The 20274-nt window shown below is 48.3% G+C and carries 36 protein-coding genes; all 36 read left to right on the top strand.

Features of this window, described 5'->3' with window-relative positions:
* Window positions 1-10 precede the first annotated feature (10 nt).
* The 36 genes from rplD to KNP95_RS14675 all read left to right on the top strand — a co-directional run bounded on the left by rplD (window position 11) and on the right by KNP95_RS14675 (window position 19893).
* The gene (gene rplD, locus KNP95_RS14850) at window positions 11-634 is read left to right on the top strand and encodes a 50S ribosomal protein L4 (protein ID WP_021066606.1); all 624 of its coding nucleotides are present in this window, start codon (window positions 11-13) and stop codon (window positions 632-634) included.
* Window positions 634-915, top strand: a complete 282-nt coding sequence (gene rplW, locus KNP95_RS14845; protein ID WP_021066607.1) for a 50S ribosomal protein L23 — start codon at window positions 634-636, stop codon at window positions 913-915. The genes rplD and rplW overlap by 1 nt, the downstream gene beginning before the upstream one ends.
* Before the next feature lie 34 nt (window positions 916-949).
* A complete protein-coding gene (gene rplB, locus KNP95_RS14840) occupies window positions 950-1780 on the top strand; it encodes a 50S ribosomal protein L2 (protein ID WP_021066608.1) in 831 nt (276 codons plus the stop codon).
* Between the two features lie 66 nt (window positions 1781-1846).
* Complete coding sequence (rpsS, locus tag KNP95_RS14835; RefSeq protein ID WP_012727673.1) at window positions 1847-2122, top strand: 30S ribosomal protein S19; 276 nt, start codon at window positions 1847-1849, stop codon at window positions 2120-2122.
* A gap of 20 nt (window positions 2123-2142) precedes the next feature.
* Entirely contained in the window at window positions 2143-2475 is a 333-nt protein-coding gene (gene rplV / locus KNP95_RS14830; RefSeq protein WP_021066609.1) for a 50S ribosomal protein L22, read from the top strand.
* A 13-nt stretch (window positions 2476-2488) separates the two neighbouring features.
* Window positions 2489-3148 (top strand): 30S ribosomal protein S3, encoded by a 660-nt coding sequence (rpsC, locus tag KNP95_RS14825; protein WP_021066610.1) that lies wholly within the window; start codon window positions 2489-2491, stop codon window positions 3146-3148.
* Between the two features lie 32 nt (window positions 3149-3180).
* Window positions 3181-3618: a 50S ribosomal protein L16 gene (rplP, locus tag KNP95_RS14820; RefSeq protein ID WP_016508922.1), complete on the top strand. Its 438-nt coding sequence runs from the start codon at window positions 3181-3183 to the stop codon at window positions 3616-3618.
* On the top strand, window positions 3605-3808 hold the full coding sequence (gene rpmC / locus KNP95_RS14815; RefSeq protein ID WP_012727669.1) for a 50S ribosomal protein L29: 204 nt from the start codon (window positions 3605-3607) through the stop codon (window positions 3806-3808). The genes rplP and rpmC overlap by 14 nt, the downstream gene beginning before the upstream one ends.
* 33 nt (window positions 3809-3841) lie before the next feature.
* Complete coding sequence (rpsQ, locus tag KNP95_RS14810) at window positions 3842-4102, top strand: 30S ribosomal protein S17 (RefSeq protein WP_021066611.1); 261 nt, start codon at window positions 3842-3844, stop codon at window positions 4100-4102.
* 43 nt (window positions 4103-4145) lie between these two features.
* On the top strand, window positions 4146-4514 hold the full coding sequence (gene rplN / locus KNP95_RS14805; protein ID WP_012727667.1) for a 50S ribosomal protein L14: 369 nt from the start codon (window positions 4146-4148) through the stop codon (window positions 4512-4514).
* A gap of 37 nt (window positions 4515-4551) precedes the next feature.
* Entirely contained in the window at window positions 4552-4860 is a 309-nt protein-coding gene (gene rplX, locus KNP95_RS14800; protein WP_021066612.1) for a 50S ribosomal protein L24, read from the top strand.
* 32 nt (window positions 4861-4892) lie between these two features.
* Complete coding sequence (gene rplE, locus KNP95_RS14795) at window positions 4893-5432, top strand: 50S ribosomal protein L5 (RefSeq protein WP_016508927.1); 540 nt, start codon at window positions 4893-4895, stop codon at window positions 5430-5432.
* 20 nt (window positions 5433-5452) lie between these two features.
* Window positions 5453-5722 (top strand): 30S ribosomal protein S14, encoded by a 270-nt coding sequence (rpsN, locus tag KNP95_RS14790; protein ID WP_021066613.1) that lies wholly within the window; start codon window positions 5453-5455, stop codon window positions 5720-5722.
* 31 nt (window positions 5723-5753) lie between these two features.
* Entirely contained in the window at window positions 5754-6152 is a 399-nt protein-coding gene (rpsH, locus tag KNP95_RS14785; protein ID WP_021066614.1) for a 30S ribosomal protein S8, read from the top strand.
* 33 nt (window positions 6153-6185) lie between these two features.
* Entirely contained in the window at window positions 6186-6725 is a 540-nt protein-coding gene (gene rplF / locus KNP95_RS14780; RefSeq protein ID WP_021066615.1) for a 50S ribosomal protein L6, read from the top strand.
* Between the two features lie 34 nt (window positions 6726-6759).
* Entirely contained in the window at window positions 6760-7122 is a 363-nt protein-coding gene (gene rplR / locus KNP95_RS14775) for a 50S ribosomal protein L18 (RefSeq protein ID WP_012727661.1), read from the top strand.
* A 20-nt stretch (window positions 7123-7142) separates the two neighbouring features.
* Window positions 7143-7643 carry a 30S ribosomal protein S5 gene (gene rpsE, locus KNP95_RS14770; protein WP_021066616.1) on the top strand — a complete coding sequence of 167 codons (501 nt, stop codon included), beginning with the start codon at window positions 7143-7145 and terminating at the stop codon, window positions 7641-7643.
* A gap of 15 nt (window positions 7644-7658) precedes the next feature.
* Window positions 7659-7844 carry a 50S ribosomal protein L30 gene (gene rpmD, locus KNP95_RS14765; RefSeq protein ID WP_021066617.1) on the top strand — a complete coding sequence of 62 codons (186 nt, stop codon included), beginning with the start codon at window positions 7659-7661 and terminating at the stop codon, window positions 7842-7844.
* Between the two features lie 31 nt (window positions 7845-7875).
* The gene (gene rplO, locus KNP95_RS14760) at window positions 7876-8316 is read left to right on the top strand and encodes a 50S ribosomal protein L15 (RefSeq protein ID WP_021066618.1); all 441 of its coding nucleotides are present in this window, start codon (window positions 7876-7878) and stop codon (window positions 8314-8316) included.
* Window positions 8316-9605, top strand: coding sequence for a preprotein translocase subunit SecY (gene secY, locus KNP95_RS14755; protein ID WP_021066619.1), 1290 nt, complete (start codon window positions 8316-8318; stop codon window positions 9603-9605). The genes rplO and secY overlap by 1 nt, the downstream gene beginning before the upstream one ends.
* Window positions 9606-9683: 78 nt before the next feature.
* Complete coding sequence (locus KNP95_RS14750) at window positions 9684-10334, top strand: adenylate kinase (protein ID WP_029594431.1); 651 nt, start codon at window positions 9684-9686, stop codon at window positions 10332-10334.
* Window positions 10331-11089, top strand: coding sequence for a type I methionyl aminopeptidase (map, locus tag KNP95_RS14745; RefSeq protein WP_021066621.1), 759 nt, complete (start codon window positions 10331-10333; stop codon window positions 11087-11089). Before KNP95_RS14750 ends, map begins: the two co-directional genes overlap by 4 nt.
* A 105-nt stretch (window positions 11090-11194) precedes the next feature.
* Entirely contained in the window at window positions 11195-11413 is a 219-nt protein-coding gene (gene infA / locus KNP95_RS14740; protein ID WP_021066622.1) for a translation initiation factor IF-1, read from the top strand.
* Between the two features lie 30 nt (window positions 11414-11443).
* On the top strand, window positions 11444-11557 hold the full coding sequence (rpmJ, locus tag KNP95_RS14735; RefSeq protein ID WP_003156543.1) for a 50S ribosomal protein L36: 114 nt from the start codon (window positions 11444-11446) through the stop codon (window positions 11555-11557).
* Between the two features lie 19 nt (window positions 11558-11576).
* Window positions 11577-11942: a 30S ribosomal protein S13 gene (rpsM, locus tag KNP95_RS14730; RefSeq protein WP_021066623.1), complete on the top strand. Its 366-nt coding sequence runs from the start codon at window positions 11577-11579 to the stop codon at window positions 11940-11942.
* 16 nt (window positions 11943-11958) lie between these two features.
* The gene (gene rpsK, locus KNP95_RS14725; protein ID WP_021066624.1) at window positions 11959-12354 is read left to right on the top strand and encodes a 30S ribosomal protein S11; all 396 of its coding nucleotides are present in this window, start codon (window positions 11959-11961) and stop codon (window positions 12352-12354) included.
* Window positions 12355-12446: 92 nt separating this feature from the next.
* Window positions 12447-13391 carry a DNA-directed RNA polymerase subunit alpha gene (locus tag KNP95_RS14720; RefSeq protein WP_021066625.1) on the top strand — a complete coding sequence of 315 codons (945 nt, stop codon included), beginning with the start codon at window positions 12447-12449 and terminating at the stop codon, window positions 13389-13391.
* 24 nt (window positions 13392-13415) lie between these two features.
* Window positions 13416-13769 (top strand): 50S ribosomal protein L17, encoded by a 354-nt coding sequence (gene rplQ, locus KNP95_RS14715; protein ID WP_012727650.1) that lies wholly within the window; start codon window positions 13416-13418, stop codon window positions 13767-13769.
* Between the two features lie 69 nt (window positions 13770-13838).
* Window positions 13839-14675 carry an energy-coupling factor transporter ATPase gene (locus tag KNP95_RS14710; RefSeq protein WP_021066626.1) on the top strand — a complete coding sequence of 279 codons (837 nt, stop codon included), beginning with the start codon at window positions 13839-13841 and terminating at the stop codon, window positions 14673-14675.
* The gene (locus tag KNP95_RS14705; protein WP_214838145.1) at window positions 14651-15529 is read left to right on the top strand and encodes an energy-coupling factor transporter ATPase; all 879 of its coding nucleotides are present in this window, start codon (window positions 14651-14653) and stop codon (window positions 15527-15529) included. The genes KNP95_RS14710 and KNP95_RS14705 overlap by 25 nt, the downstream gene beginning before the upstream one ends.
* Window positions 15526-16317: an energy-coupling factor transporter transmembrane component T family protein gene (locus KNP95_RS14700; protein WP_214838142.1), complete on the top strand. Its 792-nt coding sequence runs from the start codon at window positions 15526-15528 to the stop codon at window positions 16315-16317. The genes KNP95_RS14705 and KNP95_RS14700 overlap by 4 nt, the downstream gene beginning before the upstream one ends.
* Window positions 16314-17054 (top strand): tRNA pseudouridine(38-40) synthase TruA, encoded by a 741-nt coding sequence (gene truA / locus KNP95_RS14695; protein WP_214838140.1) that lies wholly within the window; start codon window positions 16314-16316, stop codon window positions 17052-17054. The genes KNP95_RS14700 and truA overlap by 4 nt, the downstream gene beginning before the upstream one ends.
* A gap of 154 nt (window positions 17055-17208) precedes the next feature.
* The gene (gene rplM / locus KNP95_RS14690) at window positions 17209-17646 is read left to right on the top strand and encodes a 50S ribosomal protein L13 (protein WP_021066630.1); all 438 of its coding nucleotides are present in this window, start codon (window positions 17209-17211) and stop codon (window positions 17644-17646) included.
* Window positions 17647-17671: 25 nt separating this feature from the next.
* Window positions 17672-18064, top strand: coding sequence for a 30S ribosomal protein S9 (gene rpsI, locus KNP95_RS14685; protein ID WP_021066631.1), 393 nt, complete (start codon window positions 17672-17674; stop codon window positions 18062-18064).
* 142 nt (window positions 18065-18206) lie between these two features.
* Complete coding sequence (locus tag KNP95_RS14680) at window positions 18207-19238, top strand: P-loop NTPase (protein ID WP_214838137.1); 1032 nt, start codon at window positions 18207-18209, stop codon at window positions 19236-19238.
* A gap of 34 nt (window positions 19239-19272) precedes the next feature.
* Window positions 19273-19893, top strand: a complete 621-nt coding sequence (locus tag KNP95_RS14675) for a KinB-signaling pathway activation protein (RefSeq protein ID WP_021066633.1) — start codon at window positions 19273-19275, stop codon at window positions 19891-19893.
* Window positions 19894-20274: the final 381 nt, after the last annotated feature.

Genomic DNA, 20274 nt, shown 5'->3' with positions numbered 1-20274 from the left:
GGAATTACGAATGCCTAAAGTAGCTTTGCTTAACCAAACAGGTTCACAAGTTGGCGAAATCGAATTGGCAGAAGCCATCTTCGGTATCGAGCCAAATGACTCAGTACTTTATGACGCGATCGTTATGCAACAAGCATCACGCCGTCAAGGTACTCACGATACGAAAGGTCGCTCGGAAGTACGCGGTGGCGGCCGTAAACCATGGAAACAAAAGGGAACTGGTCGTGCGCGCCAAGGTTCTATCCGCTCACCACAATGGGTTGGTGGTGGTACAGTCTTCGGTCCAACACCACGTTCATACTCTTACAAGCTTCCTAAAAAAGTTCGTCGTCTTGCACTTCTCTCGGCTTTGTCGTCAAAAGTGAAAAACAACGAAATGATCGTCCTCGAAGGCCTTGCTTTCGATGCACCAAAAACAAAAGATATGGTCGCTGTACTTCTTGGCCTATCAGTAGAACGTAAGGCTCTCGTAGTCACAGCGGACTACAATGAGACTATCGCTCTCGCAGCTCGTAACATCCCAGGAGTGACTGTGATCGAAGCAGCCGGCGTTAACGTTCTTGACCTCGTTGCTAACGACAAAGTCATCTTCACTAAAGATGCGGTTGCGAAGGTAGAGGAGGTGCTTGCATAATGGCTCAAGCATACGATATCATCAAACGTCCTATCATCACTGAGCGTTCTGTTAGCCTCATGGAAGCTAACAAATACGTTTTCGAGATCGACGTTAAAGCGACTAAATCACAAGTGAAGCACGCTATCGAAACAATCTTCAACGTGAAAGTTGCTTCGGTAAACACAATGAACATGAAACCGAAAGCGAAACGTGTCGGTCGTCACTCTGGTTACACATCGCGTCGTAAAAAAGCGATCGTAACTCTTGCTGAAGGCAACACAATCGACTTCCTCGGTTAATTTACTACCTTAGAAGAAAAGGAGGGAATCCTCGATGGCAATTAAAAAGTTTAAGCCGACCACTAACGGTCGCCGTAACATGACATCTCTCGACTTTGCAGAGATCACAACGAATCGCCCTGAAAAATCGTTAACTGAAAAGCTTTCGAAAAAAGGCGGTCGTAACAACCAAGGTCGTTTGACAGTACGTCACCAAGGTGGCGGACACAAACGTAAATACCGTATCATCGATTTCAAACGTAACAAAGATGGCATCGTCGGACGCGTTGCTACGATCGAATACGATCCAAACCGTTCAGCAAACATCGCCCTCATCAACTATGCAGATGGTGAGAAACGTTACATCCTCGCTCCTAAGGGCATCAAAGTAGGCATGGAAATCATGGCTGGCCCAGAAGCGGATATCAAAGTGGGGAACGCTCTTCCACTTATGAACATCCCTGTCGGTACTACTATCCACAACATCGAGCTTAAGCCTGGTAAGGGCGGTCAGCTTGTTCGTGCGGCTGGTGCATCGGCACAAATCCAAGGACGTGACGGCAAGTACGTTATCGTTCGTCTTCAATCAGGTGAATCACGTTTGTTCCTCGGCACTTGCCGCGCGACAGTCGGTTCAGTTGGTAACGAAGAACACGAACTCGTAAACATCGGTAAAGCAGGACGTTCACGTTGGTTAGGCAAACGCCCAACAGTACGTGGTTCTGTAATGAACCCGGTTGATCACCCACACGGTGGTGGTGAAGGTCGTGCGCCAATCGGTCGTTCGGGCCCACTTACTCCTTGGGGTAAACCAGCTCTTGGTCTTAAAACACGTAAGAAAAACAAATCGAGCGACATGTACATCCTTCGTCGCCGTAAGAAATAATTACTACATGATTCTCGGGCGGTTCGAAAGGGCCGTTCCCGAATCATTCCAAAGGGAGGTTCTATCATGGGTCGCAGCTTGAAAAAAGGTCCATTCGCAGATCACCATTTGCTCGCTAAAGTTGACAAACTTAACGAATCTGGTGAGAAGCAAGTCATCAAAACTTGGTCACGTCGCTCGACAATCTTCCCAGAATTCATGGGTCACACGTTCGGTGTACACGATGGTCGTAAACACGTACCAGTATTCGTGACAGAAGACATGGTCGGTCACAAACTTGGTGAATTCGCTCCAACACGTACGTACAAAGGTCACGGATCAGACAAGAAAACGAAACGGTAATTTGAGGGGAGGTCAAATCCATGCAAGCTAAAGCATCAGCTAATATGGTCCGTCTTGCTCCTCGCAAAGCACGTCTCGTTGTAGACTTAATTCGCGGGAAACAAGTCGGCGAAGCGCTCTCTGTCCTTGCTCACACGAACAAGGCAGCGTCGCCAATCGTTGAAAAAGTATTGAAGTCAGCGATTGCAAACGCAGAGCACAACTACGATATGAATATTGAGAACCTTGTAGTGTCGGAAATCTTCGTCAACGAAGGTCCAACACTCAAACGCTTCCGCCCACGTGCGATGGGTCGCGCAAGCCGCATTAACAAACGCACAAGCCACATCCACATCGTGGTAACTGAGAAATAAGGAGGGATATGTAGTGGGTCAAAAGGTAAATCCGCACGGTCTTCGCGTTGGTATTATCAAAGACTGGGATTCGCGTTGGTACGCTGAGAAAGACTACGCAGATCTCCTTCATGAAGACTTCGTTATTCGTGAATACATCGAAAACAAAATGAAGGATGCTAGTGTTTCTAAAGTAGAAATCGAACGCGCTGCAAATCGCGTAAACATTTCACTTCACACTGCGAAACCAGGTATGGTTATCGGTAAAGGTGGTTCGGAAATCGAATCACTCCGTAAAAACATCATCAAGCTTGCTGAAGGCAAACGTGTTCACATCAACGTTGTTGAAGTGAAAAACGCGGACGCTGTCGCTAAACTTGTTGCTGAAAACATCGCTCGTCAATTGGAAGGCCGTGTGTCATTCCGTCGTGCAATGAAACAATCAATCCAACGTTCGATGCGCACTGGCATCAAAGGGATCAAAACAGAAGTTTCTGGTCGTCTTGGTGGCGCTGATATCGCTCGTTCAGAGAAGTACTCGGAAGGAACAGTTCCACTTCACACGCTCCGTGCCGACATCGACTACGGAACAGCTGAAGCTGACACAACTTATGGTAAAATCGGAATTAAAGTCTGGTTGTACCATGGTGAAGTTCTTCCAACAAAAAACAACACAGCTAAAAACGCTGAATAATAAACACTCTTTCAGGAAGGAGGCAACACACTATGTTGTTACCTAAACGCGTGAAATATCGTCGTGTACACCGTGGTAAAATGCGCGGAAATGCAAAACGCGGCACAACAGTTCATTTCGGTGAATTCGGTCTCCAATCGCTCGAAGCGAGCTGGATCACAAACCGTCAAATCGAATCAGCACGTATCGCAATGACACGTTATATGAAACGTGGTGGTAAAGTGTGGATCAAGATCTTCCCACACAAGCCATACACGAAAAAGCCTCTCGAAGTCCGAATGGGTTCGGGTAAAGGTGCTCCAGAAGGCTGGGTAGCTGTAGTTAAGCCTGGCAAAGTTATGTTTGAAATCGCGGGTGTATCTGAGGAAGTAGCACGTGAGGCGCTTCGTCTTGCTGCACACAAACTTCCAGTTAAATGTAAGTTCGTGAAACGTGAAGAAAATGGTGGTGATACGAATGAAAGCAACTGATCTCCGTCAATCAACAACTGAAGAGCTCAACGGTAAAGTAGGCGAGTGGAAAGAAGAACTCTTTAACCTTCGTTTCCAATTGGCTACAGGTCAGCTTGAGAATCCTGCTCGTATCCGTGAAGTACGCAAGTCGATTGCGCGTGCTAAAACGATTCTTCGTGAACGCGAACTCGGCATCAACAACGGCTAATCTAATCGGATTCTTTAAGAGGAGGTAACACTCATGGAACGCAATAAGCGTAAAGTACTCACTGGACGCGTCGTGTCTGACAAAATGGACAAAACGATCGTCGTTGCAGTTGAAACAAAAGTACGTCATAAGCTTTATGGCAAACGTGTAAACTACACGAAGAAATTTAAAGCACACGATGAGAACAATGTCGCTAAAATCGGCGATGTGGTACGCATCGCGGAAACACGTCCGCTTTCTAAAGACAAACGTTTCCGTCTCGTAACAGTAGTAGAAGAGTCAGTAATCATCTAATAACAGTTCGGATCTATAAACATCCGGAGGGAGGTACACTCGCATGATTCAACAAGAATCTCGCTTGAAAGTAGCAGACAACTCTGGCGCGCGTGAACTGTTGACAATTAAAGTCCTCGGTGGTTCAGGTCGTAAGACTGCCAACATCGGTGACATTATCGTCGCAACGGTAAAACAAGCAACACCAGGTGGCGTTGTTAAAAAAGGTGACGTTGTCAGAGCAGTTGTCGTTCGTACAAAACGCGGCGCTCGTCGTAAAGATGGTTCGTACATCCGTTTCGATGAGAACGCAGCAGTCATCATCAAAGATGACAAGAGCCCACGCGGCACTCGGATCTTCGGGCCAGTTGCACGTGAACTTCGTGAAAAAGAATTCATGAAGATCGTTTCGTTGGCACCGGAAGTACTTTAATTTCCAATTTCAATCCTATAAGGAGGTGCGCAAAACGATGCATGTTAAAAAAGGCGATACAGTCCAGGTAATGTCTGGTAAAGATAAAGGCAAGCAAGGGGTTATCCTCAAAGCTATGCCAAGCAAGAACCGCGTAGTCGTAGAAGGTATCAACGTGATTAAAAAACACTCGAAACCATCACAAGCGAATCCACAAGGCGGTATCCTTGAAATCGAAGCACCAATTCACGTCTCGAACGTCATGCCACTCGACCCTAAAACGGGCAAACCAACTCGCGTTGGTTTCAAAGTAGTCGATGGTAAAAAAGTTCGTGTCGCGAAATCGGGCGAAGTACTCGATAAATAAGAAGAACGTGACGAAAGGAGGTCCATTCGACTATGAACCGTTTGCAAGAGAAGTATAAAAGCGACATCGTGAAAGCGATGATGGATAAATTCAACTATGACTCAGTTATGCAAGTCCCACAGGTCGACAAGATCGTCATCAACATGGGTGTAGGTGACGCTGTTTCGAACTCGAAGGCTCTTGACATGGCAGTGGAAGAATTATCAATTCTTTCTGGTCAAAAACCACTCGTAACGAAGGCTAAGAAATCAATCGCTGGTTTCAAACTTCGTGAAGGCATGCCAATCGGTGCGAAGGTTACTCTTCGTGGCGAGCGTATGTACGATTTCCTCGACAAATTGGTAACTGTTTCACTTCCACGTGTACGCGACTTCCGCGGTGTATCGAAGAAAGCATTCGACGGACGCGGTAACTACACGCTTGGTGTGAAAGAGCAACTTATTTTCCCTGAGATCGATTACGATAAAGTAACAAAAGTACGCGGTATGGATATCGTTGTTGTTACAACAGCGAACACAGACGAAGAAGCTCGTGAATTGCTCACACTTCTCGGAATGCCATTCCAAAAATAATCTAAAGGGAGGTCGACAACATGGCTAAAAAGTCAATGGTGAATCGCGAACAAAAACGCGAGAAACTCGTTGCCCAGTACGCTGAGAAACGTGCACAATTGAAAGCTGAAGGCGACTACATCGGACTCAGCAAATTGCCACGTAACTCTTCACCTGTGCGTCTTCATAACCGTTGCCGCATCACAGGTCGTCCACATGGTTACATGGGTAAATTCGGGATCAGCCGTATCAAGTTCCGTGATCTTGCATACAAAGGTCAAATCCCTGGTGTTAAAAAAGCAAGTTGGTAATCCACTAACAGTGTGAAAGGAGGTACATCGCATGGTAATGACAGACCCAATTGCAGATATGCTTACACGTATCCGTAACGCTAACATGGTTCGCCATGAAAAATTAGAGCTTCCAGCTTCTAATATCAAACGTGAGGTTGCAGAGATCCTCAAGCGTGAAGGTTTCATTCGCGATGTTGAATATATCGAGGACGCTAAGCAAGGTACACTTCGTTTGTTCCTTAAGTACGGAGCAAGCAACGAACGTGTTATCACTGGTCTCAAACGCATTTCGAAACCAGGTCTTCGTGTATACGCAAAAGCAGATGAAGTACCAAAAGTACTCGGAGGACTCGGTATCGCAGTTCTTTCGACATCAAAAGGTCTTATGACTGATAAAGAAGCTCGCCAACAACAAGTCGGCGGCGAAGTGCTCGCCTACATCTGGTAAGTCACTTTTCTAACAAGAACGGAGGTGTAATCAATGTCACGTATTGGTAAAAAACCAGTTACGATTCCAGCTGGCGTTACTGTATCGGTTGCAGAAGACAACACGGTCACAGTAAAAGGTGCTAAAGGTGAACTTTCGCTTTCAGCTAACCCAGCCTTGGAAATCAAAGTTGAAGAAAACGAATTGACTGTTGTTCGTCCGGATGACTCGAAAGAGAACCGTACGATCCACGGTACGACACGTGCCCTTATCGCCAACATGGTGGAAGGTGTGTCTAACGGATTCCAGAAAACACTTGAGATCTCAGGGGTTGGTTACCGTGCAGCTAAGCAAGGTAACAAACTCGTCCTCAGCCTCGGTTACTCGCACCCAATCGAGTACGTTGCTGAAGAAGGTATCGAGATTGAAGTTCCTTCAAACACGCAAATCATCGTTAAAGGGATTAACAAAGAGCGCGTCGGTCACGTTGCAGCTCAAATCCGCTCGTACCGTGCTCCAGAACCTTACAAAGGTAAAGGTGTTCGTTACTCTGATGAACGTATTCGCCGTAAAGAAGGTAAGACTGGTAAGTAATTCGTCACGAAATGAACGGAAAGGAGTGGCATAAATGATCACAAAAGCAGACAAAAATGCAGTTCGTAAGAAACGTCATGCTCGTGTACGTCGTACGATCACGGGGACAGCAGCTCGTCCACGTTTGAACGTATTCCGCTCGAGCAAGCACATCTACGTTCAACTCATCGATGATGCAGCACAAACAACGCTTGTGTCAGCATCTTCGAAAGATAAAGCTCTCGATCTTACAAACGGCGGCAACGTTGAAGCAGCGAAAGCTGTTGGTAAACTTGCAGCTGAACGTGCACTCGAGAAAGGTATCGACACTGTTGTGTTCGACCGTGGTGGATACCTCTATCATGGCCGCGTCAAAGCTGTTGCTGAAGCAGCTCGTGAAGCAGGTCTTAAATTCTAACAAAAAGGAGGGGACACTCGATGCGCCAGTTAGACGTTAACATGGAACAACTTGAAGAACGCGTTGTTACCGTAAACCGCGTCGCGAAAGTCGTGAAAGGTGGCCGTCGCTTCCGTTTCGCCGCTCTCGTCGTCGTAGGTGACAAGAATGGTCACGTCGGTTTCGGTACAGGTAAGGCACAAGAGGTGCCAGAAGCGATCCGCAAGGCTATTGAAGCCGCTAAGAAAAACATGGTTCAAGTACCGATGGTTGGTACAACAATTCCACACGAAATCACAGGAGTATTCGGAGCAGGTCGTGTATTCATGAAACCAGCTTCTGAAGGTACTGGGGTTATCGCAGGTGGACCGGTTCGTGCAGTGCTCGAACTTGCAGGTGTAGGTGACATCCTTTCGAAATCGCTTGGATCTAACACACCAATCAACATCGTCCGTGCGACGGTTAAAGGCTTGACAGAGCTTAAAAAAGCAGAGGAAGTTGCTAAACTACGCGGTAAAAGCGTAGAAGAACTTCTTAAATAAGGGAGGGAATTAGACATGGCGAAACTCGCAATCACCCTCACACGCAGCACTATTGGTCGTCCTGAGGATCAGCGTGTAACAGTACGTACACTCGGTCTTCGTAAAATGCATCAGACTGTCGTTGTCCCTGACAACGTAGCGATGCGTGGTATGATCAAAAAGGTGTCGCACCTTGTGACTGTAAACGAAATCAACGAATAATAAAGATTTTACTAAATAAGGAGGTGCCACTATGAAACTCCATGAATTGAAGCCAACTCCAGGTTCGCGTCACGAACGCAACCGTGTCGGTCGCGGTATGGCGACTGGTAACGGTAAAACTTCTGGCCGTGGACATAAAGGTCAAAAAGCTCGTTCGGGCGGTGGCGTTCGTCCAGGATTTGAAGGTGGGCAAAACCCACTTTACCGTCGTCTTCCAAAACGCGGTTTCAACAACCCTACTCGTAAAGAGTATGCAGTTGTTTCCCTAGACACGCTTAACCGTTTCGAAGCAGGTACTGAAGTTACTCCAGAACTCTTAATCGAGACTGGTGTTGTCAGCTCTGCTAAAGACGGAATCAAAGTACTTGCTAACGGCAAGCTTGAAACAAAATTGACTGTAAAAGCCAACAAATTCTCGGGTGCAGCGAAAGAAGCGATCGAAGCAGCTGGCGGTTCAGTTGAGGTGATCTGATGTTTCAGACGATCTCCAATATGTGGCGCGTGAAAGATATTCGACAGCGTATTCTCTTCACACTCGCAATCATCATCATTTTCCGCATCGGGGCCCATATCCCGGTGCCGATGGTGAATACGGATGTGTTGCGTTTTGACTCAGGAGGTCTACTCGACTTCTTGAACTTGTTTGGAGGAAATGCTTTACAGAACTTCTCCCTGTTCGCAATGGGGATCATGCCGTATATTACGGCATCGATCGTTGTGCAGCTCTTACAAATGGACGTCGTTCCGAAGTTTGCCGAATGGGCAAAACAAGGCGAGTCTGGACGTAAAAAGCTAGCGACGGTCACGCGCTATGGGACGATCATCTTAGGGTTTATTCAAGCGACTTCATTGTCGTTTGGATTTAACCGCCTCTATCCAGGTCTCGTCAATGAGACGTGGGGCACGGCAACCTATTTCGTGATCGCGATCGTACTGACTGCCGGTACGGCGTTCTTGATGTTCCTTGGTGAGATGACGACGGAGAAGGGTGTTGGGAATGGTATTTCCATCATTATCTTCGCCGGTATCGTCGCTGGGTTCCCAAGAATCTTCACGCAGATTTATGAGACGAAGCTCCAAAATGCTGGAGATGCGTTATTCATTAACATCGTTTACTTGGTTGTGCTATTGCTCGTTATCCTTGCGGTGACTATGGGGATCATTTATGTTCAACAGGCCGCTCGCAAAATTCCGATTCAATACGCAAAACGCACGGCGAACCGTACCCCTGTGGGCGGACAGTCGACGCACTTGCCAATCAAACTAAACGCTGCCGGTGTCATCCCGGTTATCTTCGCGATTTCCTTCATGGTGACACCACCAACTGTTGCAAGCTTCATTGCTTCTCCGGAAACGACGCAGAAGTTGCAGACCTACTTCGATACGACAGCTCCAATCGGAATGTCAATCTACGTAGCGCTCATCATCGCGTTCGCTTACTTCTATACATTCATTCAGGTCAATCCTGAACAGATGGCAGAAAACCTGCAGAAGCAAGGTGGCTATATTCCTGGGATTCGTCCTGGGGCGCAAACAGAACAGTACATCACGAAGTTGCTCTATCGTTTGACATTCTTCGGAGCGATTTTCCTATCGCTCGTTGCGATCATGCCGACAATCTTCATTAAGCTTGCCGGTCTCCCAACTTCGGTGCAAATCGGAGGAACGAGCTTGTTGATCGTGATCGGGGTAGCCCTCGAAACGATGAAACAAATCGAAAGTCAACTTGTAAAACGACACTACAAAGGCTTTATCCGTTAAAGCGGAAGGAAGGGTACACCCTTCCTTCCTGTCGTGTTTACGACGTGTTGTGAAAATCAAAACTGGAGGCTAACTGAGATGAATCTAGTACTCATGGGCTTACCGGGTGCAGGGAAAGGGACTCAAGCGGCTAAAATCGTCGAAGAGTACCAAATCCCACACATTTCGACAGGCGACATGTTTCGTGCGGCAATCAAAGGCGGAACGCCACTCGGCAAAGAAGCAAAATCGTTCATGGATAAAGGCGAACTCGTACCGGATGAGGTAACAATCGGAATCGTACGTGAGCGTTTGAGTCAAGATGATACGAAAAACGGCTTCCTACTCGATGGATTCCCGCGTACTGTTGCTCAAGCAGAGGCACTCGAAAGTTTGCTTAAAGATTTGGGAAAACAGATTGACCATGTCGTGAATATCGATGTGGATGCGGAAATTCTCGTCCCGCGTTTGACAGGTCGTTGGATCTGCCCAACGTGCGGTGCGACATATCATGTGATCTTCAACCCACCTAAAGTGGAAGGCATCTGTGATGTGGATGGGTCGGCTCTCATGCAACGTGAAGACGATAAAGAGGAAACGGTCCGCCGTCGCCTTGACGTCAACATCGAGCAATCGAAACCACTCATTGACTTTTACGCTGAAAAAGGGTATCTTCGTACATTGGATGGAGATCGTCCAATCGATGTCGTATACGCCGATGTCAAAGCGTTACTCGGTGGTACTGAATGATCATCACGAAGACGCCTCGTGAAATAGCGATTATGCGTGAGGCTGGGCAAATTGTTGCTCGAACACACCAGGTGCTCAAAGAGCACATCAAACCAGGTATTACGACGCTTGAGCTCGACCGGATCGCGGAAGAATACATTCGCAGCCAAGGTGCGACACCGTCGTTCAAAGGCTACAACGGGTTTACCGGTAGCGTTTGTGCTTCAGTGAACGAAGAGCTTGTTCATGGGATTCCCGGAAAGCGGGTATTGAACGATGGAGATATCATCTCAATCGACATCGGTGCCTACTATAACGGATACCATGGAGATTCCGCTTGGACGTATCCAGTGGGAACAATCTCAGCAGAGACGCAGCAGTTACTTGACGTAACTGAAGAAAGTCTGTATAAAGGATTGGAGCACGCTAAGGCTGGGCAGCGTCTGACAGACATTTCGCATGCGATTCAAGCGTATGTGGAATCTCATGATTTCTCTGTCGTCCGCGAATACGTCGGTCATGGTGTCGGACAAAATTTGCATGAAGAACCGCAAATTCCGCACTATGGTCCACCGGGGAAAGGGCCGCGCCTGAAGACTGGAATGACGTTAGCCATTGAACCAATGGTCAATGCTGGTCAACGCTATGTTCGAACACTGGCTGACAACTGGACAGTTGTGACAGTGGACGGTAGCATGTGCGCCCACTTTGAGCACACCATCGCCATCACAGACGATGGATACGAGATTTTAACGAAACTCGATTCCGGTGAATGAGGCTCTATTGCTTCGTGCTGATCCGTAACGGATCCTTCTCTCACAGTACAATGCGATAGATCGTCTGTGCTCCTAAATATCTTCATATAGAAAGGGGAATAAATGATGGCGAAACAAGATGTCATTGAAGTGGAAGGCACTGTTGTCGAACCACTTCCAAACGCAATGTTTAAAGTGGAGTTAGAAAACGGCCACACGGTGCTCGCGCACGTCTCAGGGAAAATTCGGATGCACTATATTCGAATCCTTCCAGGTGACCGCGTAACTGTCGAGTTGTCTCCGTACGACTTGACTCGCGGGCGGATTACGTACCGTTACAAGTAACTCCGATTTTTCCAGGAGGAGGGTATAATCATGAAAGTAAGACCGTCGGTAAAACCGATCTGCGAAAAATGTAAAGTTATTCGTCGTAAGGGTAAAGTAATGGTAATTTGCGAAAACCCGAAACACAAACAAAAACAAGGTTAATCTAAGAGGAGGTGCACACATGGCACGTATTGCTGGTGTAGATATTCCACGCGAAAAACGTATCGTTATTTCGCTCACATACATCTTTGGTATTGGTAAAACAAGAGCACAAGAAATTTTGAAGACTGCAAACGTATCTGAAGATTCACGCACACGTGATTTGACAGAAGACGAAATCAACCGTATCCGTGAAGCAATTGACGGAATCAAAGTTGAAGGTGACCTTCGTCGTGAAGTTTCACTCAACATTAAACGTTTGATCGAGATCGGCGCTTATCGCGGTGTTCGTCACCGTCGTAGTCTCCCTGTTCGCGGACAAAACACGAAGAACAACTCGCGTACTCGTAAAGGCCCACGCCGTACAGTAGCGAACAAGAAGAAGTAAAGGAGGGAATTGAACAATGGCGAAACGTAAGCAAAATGTACGTTCAAAACGTAAAGTCAAAAAACATGTTGAAGTCGGTGTGGTACACATCCGTTCTACTTTCAACAACACAATCATTACAATCACTGACACGCAAGGTAACGCGATCTCATGGGCTACTTCTGGTAACCTTGGATTTAAAGGATCACGTAAATCGACTCCGTTCGCAGCACAATTGGCTGCTGAAACTGCAGCGAAAGTTGCAATGGACAACGGTATGCGTACAGTAGAAGTTAACGTTAAAGGTCCTGGTGCTGGACGTGAAGCGGCTATCCGTGCCCTCCAAGCTACTGGTCTTGAAGTAACTGCAATCCGTGACGTAACACCAGTTCCGCACAACGGTTGCCGCCCTCCAAAACGTCGCCGCGTATAATCGCTTGTGCGTGTGAAGGGCTTACCTAGCACAAACAGCATATACAATGCAGCTCGCGCTGCATGGCAGGATACACTCAAGGAGGGGTTCAGATGATCGAGATTGAAAAACCAAAGATCGAAACGGTCGAAATCAGCGAGGATGCTACGTTTGGTAAATTCGTGGTGGAACCGCTTGAACGTGGATATGGCACTACTCTCGGCAACTCACTACGTCGAATTCTTTTGTCATCGCTCCCTGGTGCAGCGGTAACAGCGGTTCAAATCGATGGCGTACTTCATGAGTTCTCTACGATTGACGGAGTCGTCGAAGACGTCACGCAAATCGTACTTAACCTCAAGAAGTTAGCACTCAAAGTGTACTCGGACGAAGAGAAAACGCTTGAGATTAACGTTTCAAGTGCCGGTGCTGTCACTGCGGCAGACATTACCCATGATAGCGACGTTGAAATCTTGAATCCTGAGCTCCACATCGCGACTCTCGCTGACAACGCGACGCTTCGCATGCGTTTGACTGCTCGCCGTGGTCGTGGTTATGTCCAGGCAGAAGATAACAAACGTGATGATATGCCGATTGGCGTAATTCCAATCGATTCGATCTACACACCGATTCAACGCGTGAACTACGAAGTAGATAAAACACGTGTCGGTCAAGATGCTAGCTTCGATAAGCTTCTATTAGACGTGTGGACAGATGGTTCAATCCGTCCGGAAGAAGCGGTATCGCTCGGGGCGAAAATTTTGACAGAACACTTGAACATCTTTGTTGGCTTGACTGACGAAGCTCTCAATGCAGAAATTATGGTCGAGAAAGAAGAAGACCAAAAAGAAAAAGTACTCGAAATGACGATTGAAGAACTCGATCTCTCAGTTCGTTCGTACAACTGCTTGAAGCGCGCTGGCATCAACACGGTTCAAGAACTCGCAAACAAATCTGAGGAAGAGATGATGAAAGTTCGTAACCTCGGACGTAAATCACTCGAAGAAGTTCAACTCAAGTTGGACGAACTCGGTTTGGGCTTGCGTAAAGAAGACTAAGTTCAAACGAAGGAGGGAAATGTAATGGCTTATTCGAAACTCGGCCGTACAAGCTCGCAACGTAAGGCACTTTTACGTGATCTTGCAACTGACCTTATTATCAACGAGCGCATTCAAACAACTGAACAAAAAGCGAAAGAACTTCGCCCAGTCGTTGAAAAATTGATCACTCTTGGGAAACGTGGCGATCTTCATGCCCGTCGTCAAGTAGCTTCATTCGTTCGCAAAGAGAACGCTGGAGAAAAAGACGCAATCCAAAAATTGTTCGAAGACGTGGCACCACGCTACGCTGAACGTCAAGGTGGATACACACGCATCATGAAAGTCGGCCCACGCCGCGGTGATGGTGCGGAAGTCGTAATCATCGAACTCGTCTAATTCATTAGGCAGTCAACAGGGCATGCGGTGACGTATTGCCCTGTTTCCACATCGGAAAGGAGTCGGCAGATGGAATCTCAAATTATGGTACGCGATATCGTGTTTCGTTACCCGGGACAGACCGAGCCAGCCCTCAATGGGTTGTCACTCGACGTATACAAAGGGGAATGGCTCGCAATCGTTGGCCATAACGGTTCTGGCAAGTCGACTTTGACGAAGTTGTGGAATGGGCTTTTGCTTCCTCAAGAAGGAGAAGTCCGGGTTGAGACACTCGATCCAACGGACGCCACAGACGTGTGGGACGTTCGGAAACGGATCGGTGTCGTCTTCCAAAATCCTGACAACCAGTTTGTCGGGGCGACCGTGCGCGATGATGTGGCATTCTCTCTCGAAAACATGGGACTTCCACGTCAAGAAATGGTTCGTCGAATTGATGACAGTCTAGCGCGCGTTGGATTATCGGAACTAGCGGACCGTGAACCGCATCAGTTATCCGGTGGACAAAAGCAGCGTGTTGCGATTGCTTCGGCTCTCGCAATGCGCCCGCATGTCCTCGTGCTCGATGAAGCTACCTCGATGCTCGACCCGATTGGGCGCAAAGAGGTGATTGAAACGGTGCAACAGCTCGTCTCAGAAGGGATGACCGTTGTCGCCATTACCCACGAGCTCGACGAAGTGTTGTTTGCCGACCGTATCATTGCGTTGTCGAAAGGCAAGATTGCGATGACCGGCACACCCGAAGACGTGTTTCAAAATCCGGAGGCGTTACGAGCCATTCAGCTCGACGTACCGTTTATTGTCCGGATGCAACTCGAACTGAAGGAACGGGGCATACCACTCGATCGTCTGATGCTACAACATTCGGAGTTGGTGAACCATCTATGCCGATTAGCATTGAAGAAGTGACTTACCAATATCAATTGAATACTCCGTTTGAACGAACCGCGCTGCGCGATGTGAATGTGATGATTCCGTCGGGGGCGCTTGTTGCGTTTCTTGGCCACACCGGCTCTGGAAAATCAACGCTCGTTCAACATATGAACGGCCTGTTGCGGCCGACAAAAGGTCGTGTCGTTGTCGATGATATCGAAGTCCGTGCGATCACGAAGCGTCGCGATAAAAAGCAAAGCTTACTCCCGCTTCGGCGCCGCGTTGGGCTCGTCTTTCAATATCCGGAACATCAATTATTTGAAGAGACGGTCGAACGCGACGTCATGTTCGGTCCACGTAACTTCGGGGCGTCTGAAGACGAAGCGAAAGAACGGGCTCATGTCGCCTTACGCCTTGTCGGGCTCGATGAAGCGCTTTGGAGCCGTTCGCCGTTCGATCTCTCCGGCGGACAGATGCGCCGTGTCGCCATCGCCGGAGTACTCGCGAGCCGTCCGGACGTTCTCGTCGTGGATGAACCGACGGCAGGGCTCGATCCGCTCGGCCGTCGCGAGATGCTGGCGTTATTCAAACGATTAAAACAAGAACTTGATTTGACACTCATCCTCGTCTCACACGATATGGATGATGTGTTGGCCTATGCGGAACGTGTCGTCGTCATGGAACGCGGACAGGTCGCCTTTGACGGAGATCCGTTCGACTTATTCAAAGACGAGGCGCTTGTCGAGTCACTCCAGCTCGAGATTCCGCACGTGCTCCGTTTCGCCACTGAACTCGCCCCTGTGTTTGGGGTCGCCACACCGTCTCTCCGAACAGAGACCGAATTGGCGGACTGGATTGCGCTCGAGCTAGGAAGGGGGGGAGCGACTTGATTATCGGACAGTACATTCCCGGACACTCTTGGCTCCACACACTCGACGCGCGAGCCAAGACGTTGTTTATCCTCGCCTTCATTCCCATCGTCTTTTTGGCGGATAACTTATGGACGAACGTATTTTTGCTCGGTTTCACGTTGTTCGCCGTGCGATTGTCTCAACTGTCGTGGCGGTATTTATGGAACGGACTGAAGATGATTCTATTCCTGATCCTATTTACGCTGTTGTTGCAGTTGTTCTTTAATCGCGAGGGAACCGAGTTGATTTCATTCGGACCGTTCGCCATTTATTCGGAAGGTGTCCGCATGGGCTTAATCGTCTCGCTCCGTTTCTTCTATCTCGTCATGTTGACGACGCTCGTGACGCTGACGACGACGCCGATGGAACTGACCGACTCGATTGAGGCCGGGCTCCGTCCGTTAGAGCGGTTCCGGGTACCGGCCCATGAGATCGCCCTCATGTTGTCCATCTCGCTCCGGTTCTTGCCGACGTTGGCCGACGAGACGGATCGGATCATGAAGGCCCAACAGGCACGAGGAGTCGATTTGAAGAGCGGTCCAATCATGGATCGCCTCAAGGCGGTCGTCCCGCTCATGATCCCTTTATTCGTATCTGCGTTTAAACGTGCTGAGGACCTCGCTACGGCGATGGAAGCTCGAGGGTACCGTGGGGGTGAAGGGCGGACGCGGTTGCGTGAGATGACGTGGCATCGCCGTGATACGGCGTTACTCCTCATCTTCGTCATCGTGACACTCATTCTAATCGGATTGCGAGGGATTGGATGAAGCGAATCAAACTGACGGTAGCGTATGACGGGACGAACTATGCAGGCTATCAGGTACAACCGAACGGAAACACGATTCAAGCCGAAGTGGAGGCCGTCTTGGCGCGGATGCATAGCCGAGCCGTGAAAGTCGTGGCCTCGGGGCGTACGGATGCTCGGGTCCACGCGAGAGGGCAAGTCTTGCACTTCGATACGCACCTCTCGATGCCGGTCGATCGGTTCGTCAAAGCGTTGAATGCGATGTTACCGGATGATATCCTCGTCCAAGCGGCTGAAGAAGTCGATGCTTCGTTTCACGCACGGTACGGGGCGAAACGGAAAGAGTATCGCTATTTCTTCCGAAGCGACGCCGATCCGTTCCGACGCCACCATGCCGTGACGGTTACGTATACGCTCGATCATGAGCGGATGCGCCAGGCGCTTCGTCTATTAGTCGGGACCCACGACTTCACGTCCTTCTCGGTGACGAAGGCGGAAGTGGAGGACCGCGTCAGAACAATTTATGAAGCGGAGCTCGTTGGAGCAGGCGATGAGATGTACTTCCGATTCGTCGGCTCGGGCTTTCTCTATAACCAAGTTCGGATTATGGTAGGTACGTTGCTTGAGGTCGGGCGAGGGAAATATGAGCCGGCAGATGTGAGTCGAATGCTCGCTTCTAAAGACCGGCGTAGCGCTGGGATTACAGCCCCACCGCACGGTCTATATTTGTGGAATGTGAATTATGAAAAAGTAGATTGACATTCCCCCTATAAAATCGTATTATATTCATTGGCATTTCATTTTCACATTGAGAGATGAACCACAATCTTAGCCCCGTAAACTAGGATTATGATAAAGCATCAAACAAGCACTAAAAAAATTAAGTAAACAGACATTTTAGGAGGTATTCCACATGCGCACGACATTCATGGCAAAAGCATCTGAAGTAGAACGCAAATGGCTCCTTATCGACGCAGAAGGCAAAACACTTGGTCGTTTGACTAGTGAAGTAGCATCACTTCTTCGCGGTAAGCACAAGCCGACTTTCACACCACACGTTGATTGCGGAGACCACGTCATCATCATCAACGCTGAGAAAATCCACTTGACTGGTAACAAATTGAACGACAAGATTTACTACCGTCATTCAGGTCATCCAGGCGGTTTGAAATCACAAACTGCAAAAGAGCTTCTCGCAAAACGTCCAGAGCGTATGCTTGAACTCGCAATCAAAGGGATGCTTCCAAAAGGATCACTTGGTCGTCAATCATTCAACAAACTCCACGTTTACGCTGGAGCTGAGCACAACCACGCAGCACAAAAACCAGAAGTTTACGAACTTCGCGGTTAATCGGGACACAGGGAGGAACTAAACGATGGCAGATGTACGTTACTACGGAACAGGCCGCCGCAAACACTCGGTGGCTCGCGTTCACCTCGTTGCAGGTGACGGCAAAGTTGTTGTAAATGGCCGTGATATTTCAGAATACTTCGGTCATGAGACTTTGATCATGATGGCAAAATCACCACTCGTATTGACTGAAACAGAAGGTAAATACGATGTAATCGTTAACGTTAACGGTGGTGGATTCACAGGACAAGCTGGAGCGATTCGCCACGGCGTATCACGTGCGCTTCTTCAAGCGGACCCAGAATTCCGTCCAAGCCTCAAAGAAAAAGGCTTCTTGACTCGTGACGCTCGCATGAAAGAACGTAAAAAATACGGTCTTAAAGCTGCACGTCGCGCACCACAATTCTCGAAGCGTTAATCTTCGAACAATTTGGTTCAAACTCTCTGTCCATTGGGGCGGAGAGTTTTTTTGTTGCTCATGAAATTGTTGCATTCCGTTCCCTCAAGAAAACGCTTTTTTTGATATACTGTTAGCGAGACAGAAATTAGGGGGAAACCACATGCTTACAGTAGAACAAGTTCGTGAAGAATTGGCGGGGTTGATCGATCCAACAATCAACCGTACGCTTGGAGATACAGCTGGCGTGAAGGATATTCGCATTAAAGAAGATTATGTCAGTGTTAAAGTCGCGCTCGGTCAAACCGGGAGCGGGGAACAGCTTCAACTTCAACAAGAGATTGTCACGTTGCTCAAAGGAAAAGGTTTCAAGACGGTCGGCCTCCGCTTCGAGGCGCTCAATGACGAGAGCTTGAAAGAAGCGACAAAGCCGGCGATTCTTCGTGAGAACGCCGGTACGACGTTCATCGCAATCGCATCAGGGAAAGGCGGCGTCGGGAAATCGACGGTCTCCGTCAACTTAGCCGTCGCGCTCGCGCGGGCCGGGAAAAAAGTCGGATTGATTGATGCGGACATTTATGGCTTTAGTGTGCCGGATATGCTCGGAATCGAAGAACGACCAGTCGTGCGTGGAGAAAAAATCATCCCGGTCGAGCGGTTCGGTGTGAAAGTCATTTCAATGGGCTTCTTTGTCGAAGATAACGCGCCGGTCATCTGGCGTGGACCGATGCTCGGGAAGATGCTAAATAATTTCTTTAACGACGTCGAATGGGGCGACCTAGATTACTTGCTCCTCGATTTACCGCCAGGGACGGGTGATGTCGCGCTCGATATTCATTCGATGCTCCCGGCATGCCAAGAGTTGATTGTCACGACACCGCATGCGACGGCTGCGTTCGTCGCTGCACGGGCTGGGGCGATGGCGATTAAGACGAACCACAAAGTGCTTGGCATCATCGAGAACATGGCGCACTTCGAAAGCAAAGTGACTGGAGAGAAAGAGTATGTCTTCGGTTACGGCGGAGGCGAAAAGTTGTCCGAGGCATTGAAGAGCAAGTTGCTCGCTCAAATTCCGCTCGGTCAGCCGTACGAAAACGAAGAAGACTTTGCCCCATCGGTTTATCGGGACGGGCATCCGTTTGAGAAAACATACGATGGATTGGCACAAGCGGTCATTCAACAGATAGAAGGGTAATGGTTCACAAATGAAGGTACAAGGATTTTTAAGGTTGTTTTGGACGACGCTCGTCTTCGGGACGTTATTTGGGTTTGTGATGAACTTACTGGCCAATCCAGGTTATTTAGTGAGTCAATCTTGGGAAGCGATCGTCACGGCGCTTAGCTACTCGAGCACGTGGACGGGAATTAGCATGATGGGATTCTTTGCTTATTTGATTGTCCACCGGGTTGGATTGGACTTGTTCCGAGGACCAAGGTTATGGAATCGCGTGCAAGTGCTATTGATCGCCTTTGCGTTATTTGATGCGGTATATCTTCGCATGCTCGCGTTCGGCAACGATCATATGTGGCGCTATATCGGTGAAATGGTCGTGTTGGTGATGGTATCTTGGATTATCGCGACGAGTAAGGCGAAACAGACGAACGCGAGTGCGTTCATCCCGACGCTCTTCTTGATGATCGTCATCACGTTGATCGAATGGATTCCAGCCCTACAGGCGACGGATGAAATCGCCCTCTTGTGGCCGGCGTTAGCGACGCTCGTGTTTGCCAATGCGTATCAAGTCTTGATGCTGCATCGCTTCCAAGCGCCTGCTCAGGCAGAGAGCGTCAAACCGTCGACAGCGGGAAAGGCCAAAACGAAGAAACGTGTGTCATCTAAATCATCGTGACAGCGTACTAGTACAAGCTCAGACATTCGTCTGGGCTTGTTTGTTTGAAACGTTCTTCGTTCAGTTACAGAGTGTAAAACAAAAAATAAAGTTTTTTTAGAAAAACAGTTGACGAAAATGGGGAGCGTTGATATATTAATAAACGTCGCTGCTGTTCACACACGAACAACAGAAAGCGAATTAAAAAAATAATAAAAAACGGTTGACTTTAAAAAGTCAAATCGCTATTATTAAAAAGTCGCTAACACGACAACATTTGGTCTTTGAAAACTGAACGATGAGGCAAAAATGATTTACAATTTTTGAATGAAGCGCAAGCTTCGTCATTTTTAAAGAGCTATATCAAATTCTTTGGAGAGTTTGATCCTGGCTCAGGACGAA

It is taken from the genome of Exiguobacterium sp. s36, assembly GCF_018618345.1.
Classification (GTDB): Bacteria; Bacillota; Bacilli; order Exiguobacteriales; family Exiguobacteriaceae; genus Exiguobacterium; species Exiguobacterium chiriqhucha.
This window is presented reverse-complemented; position numbering and strand designations above follow the sequence as displayed.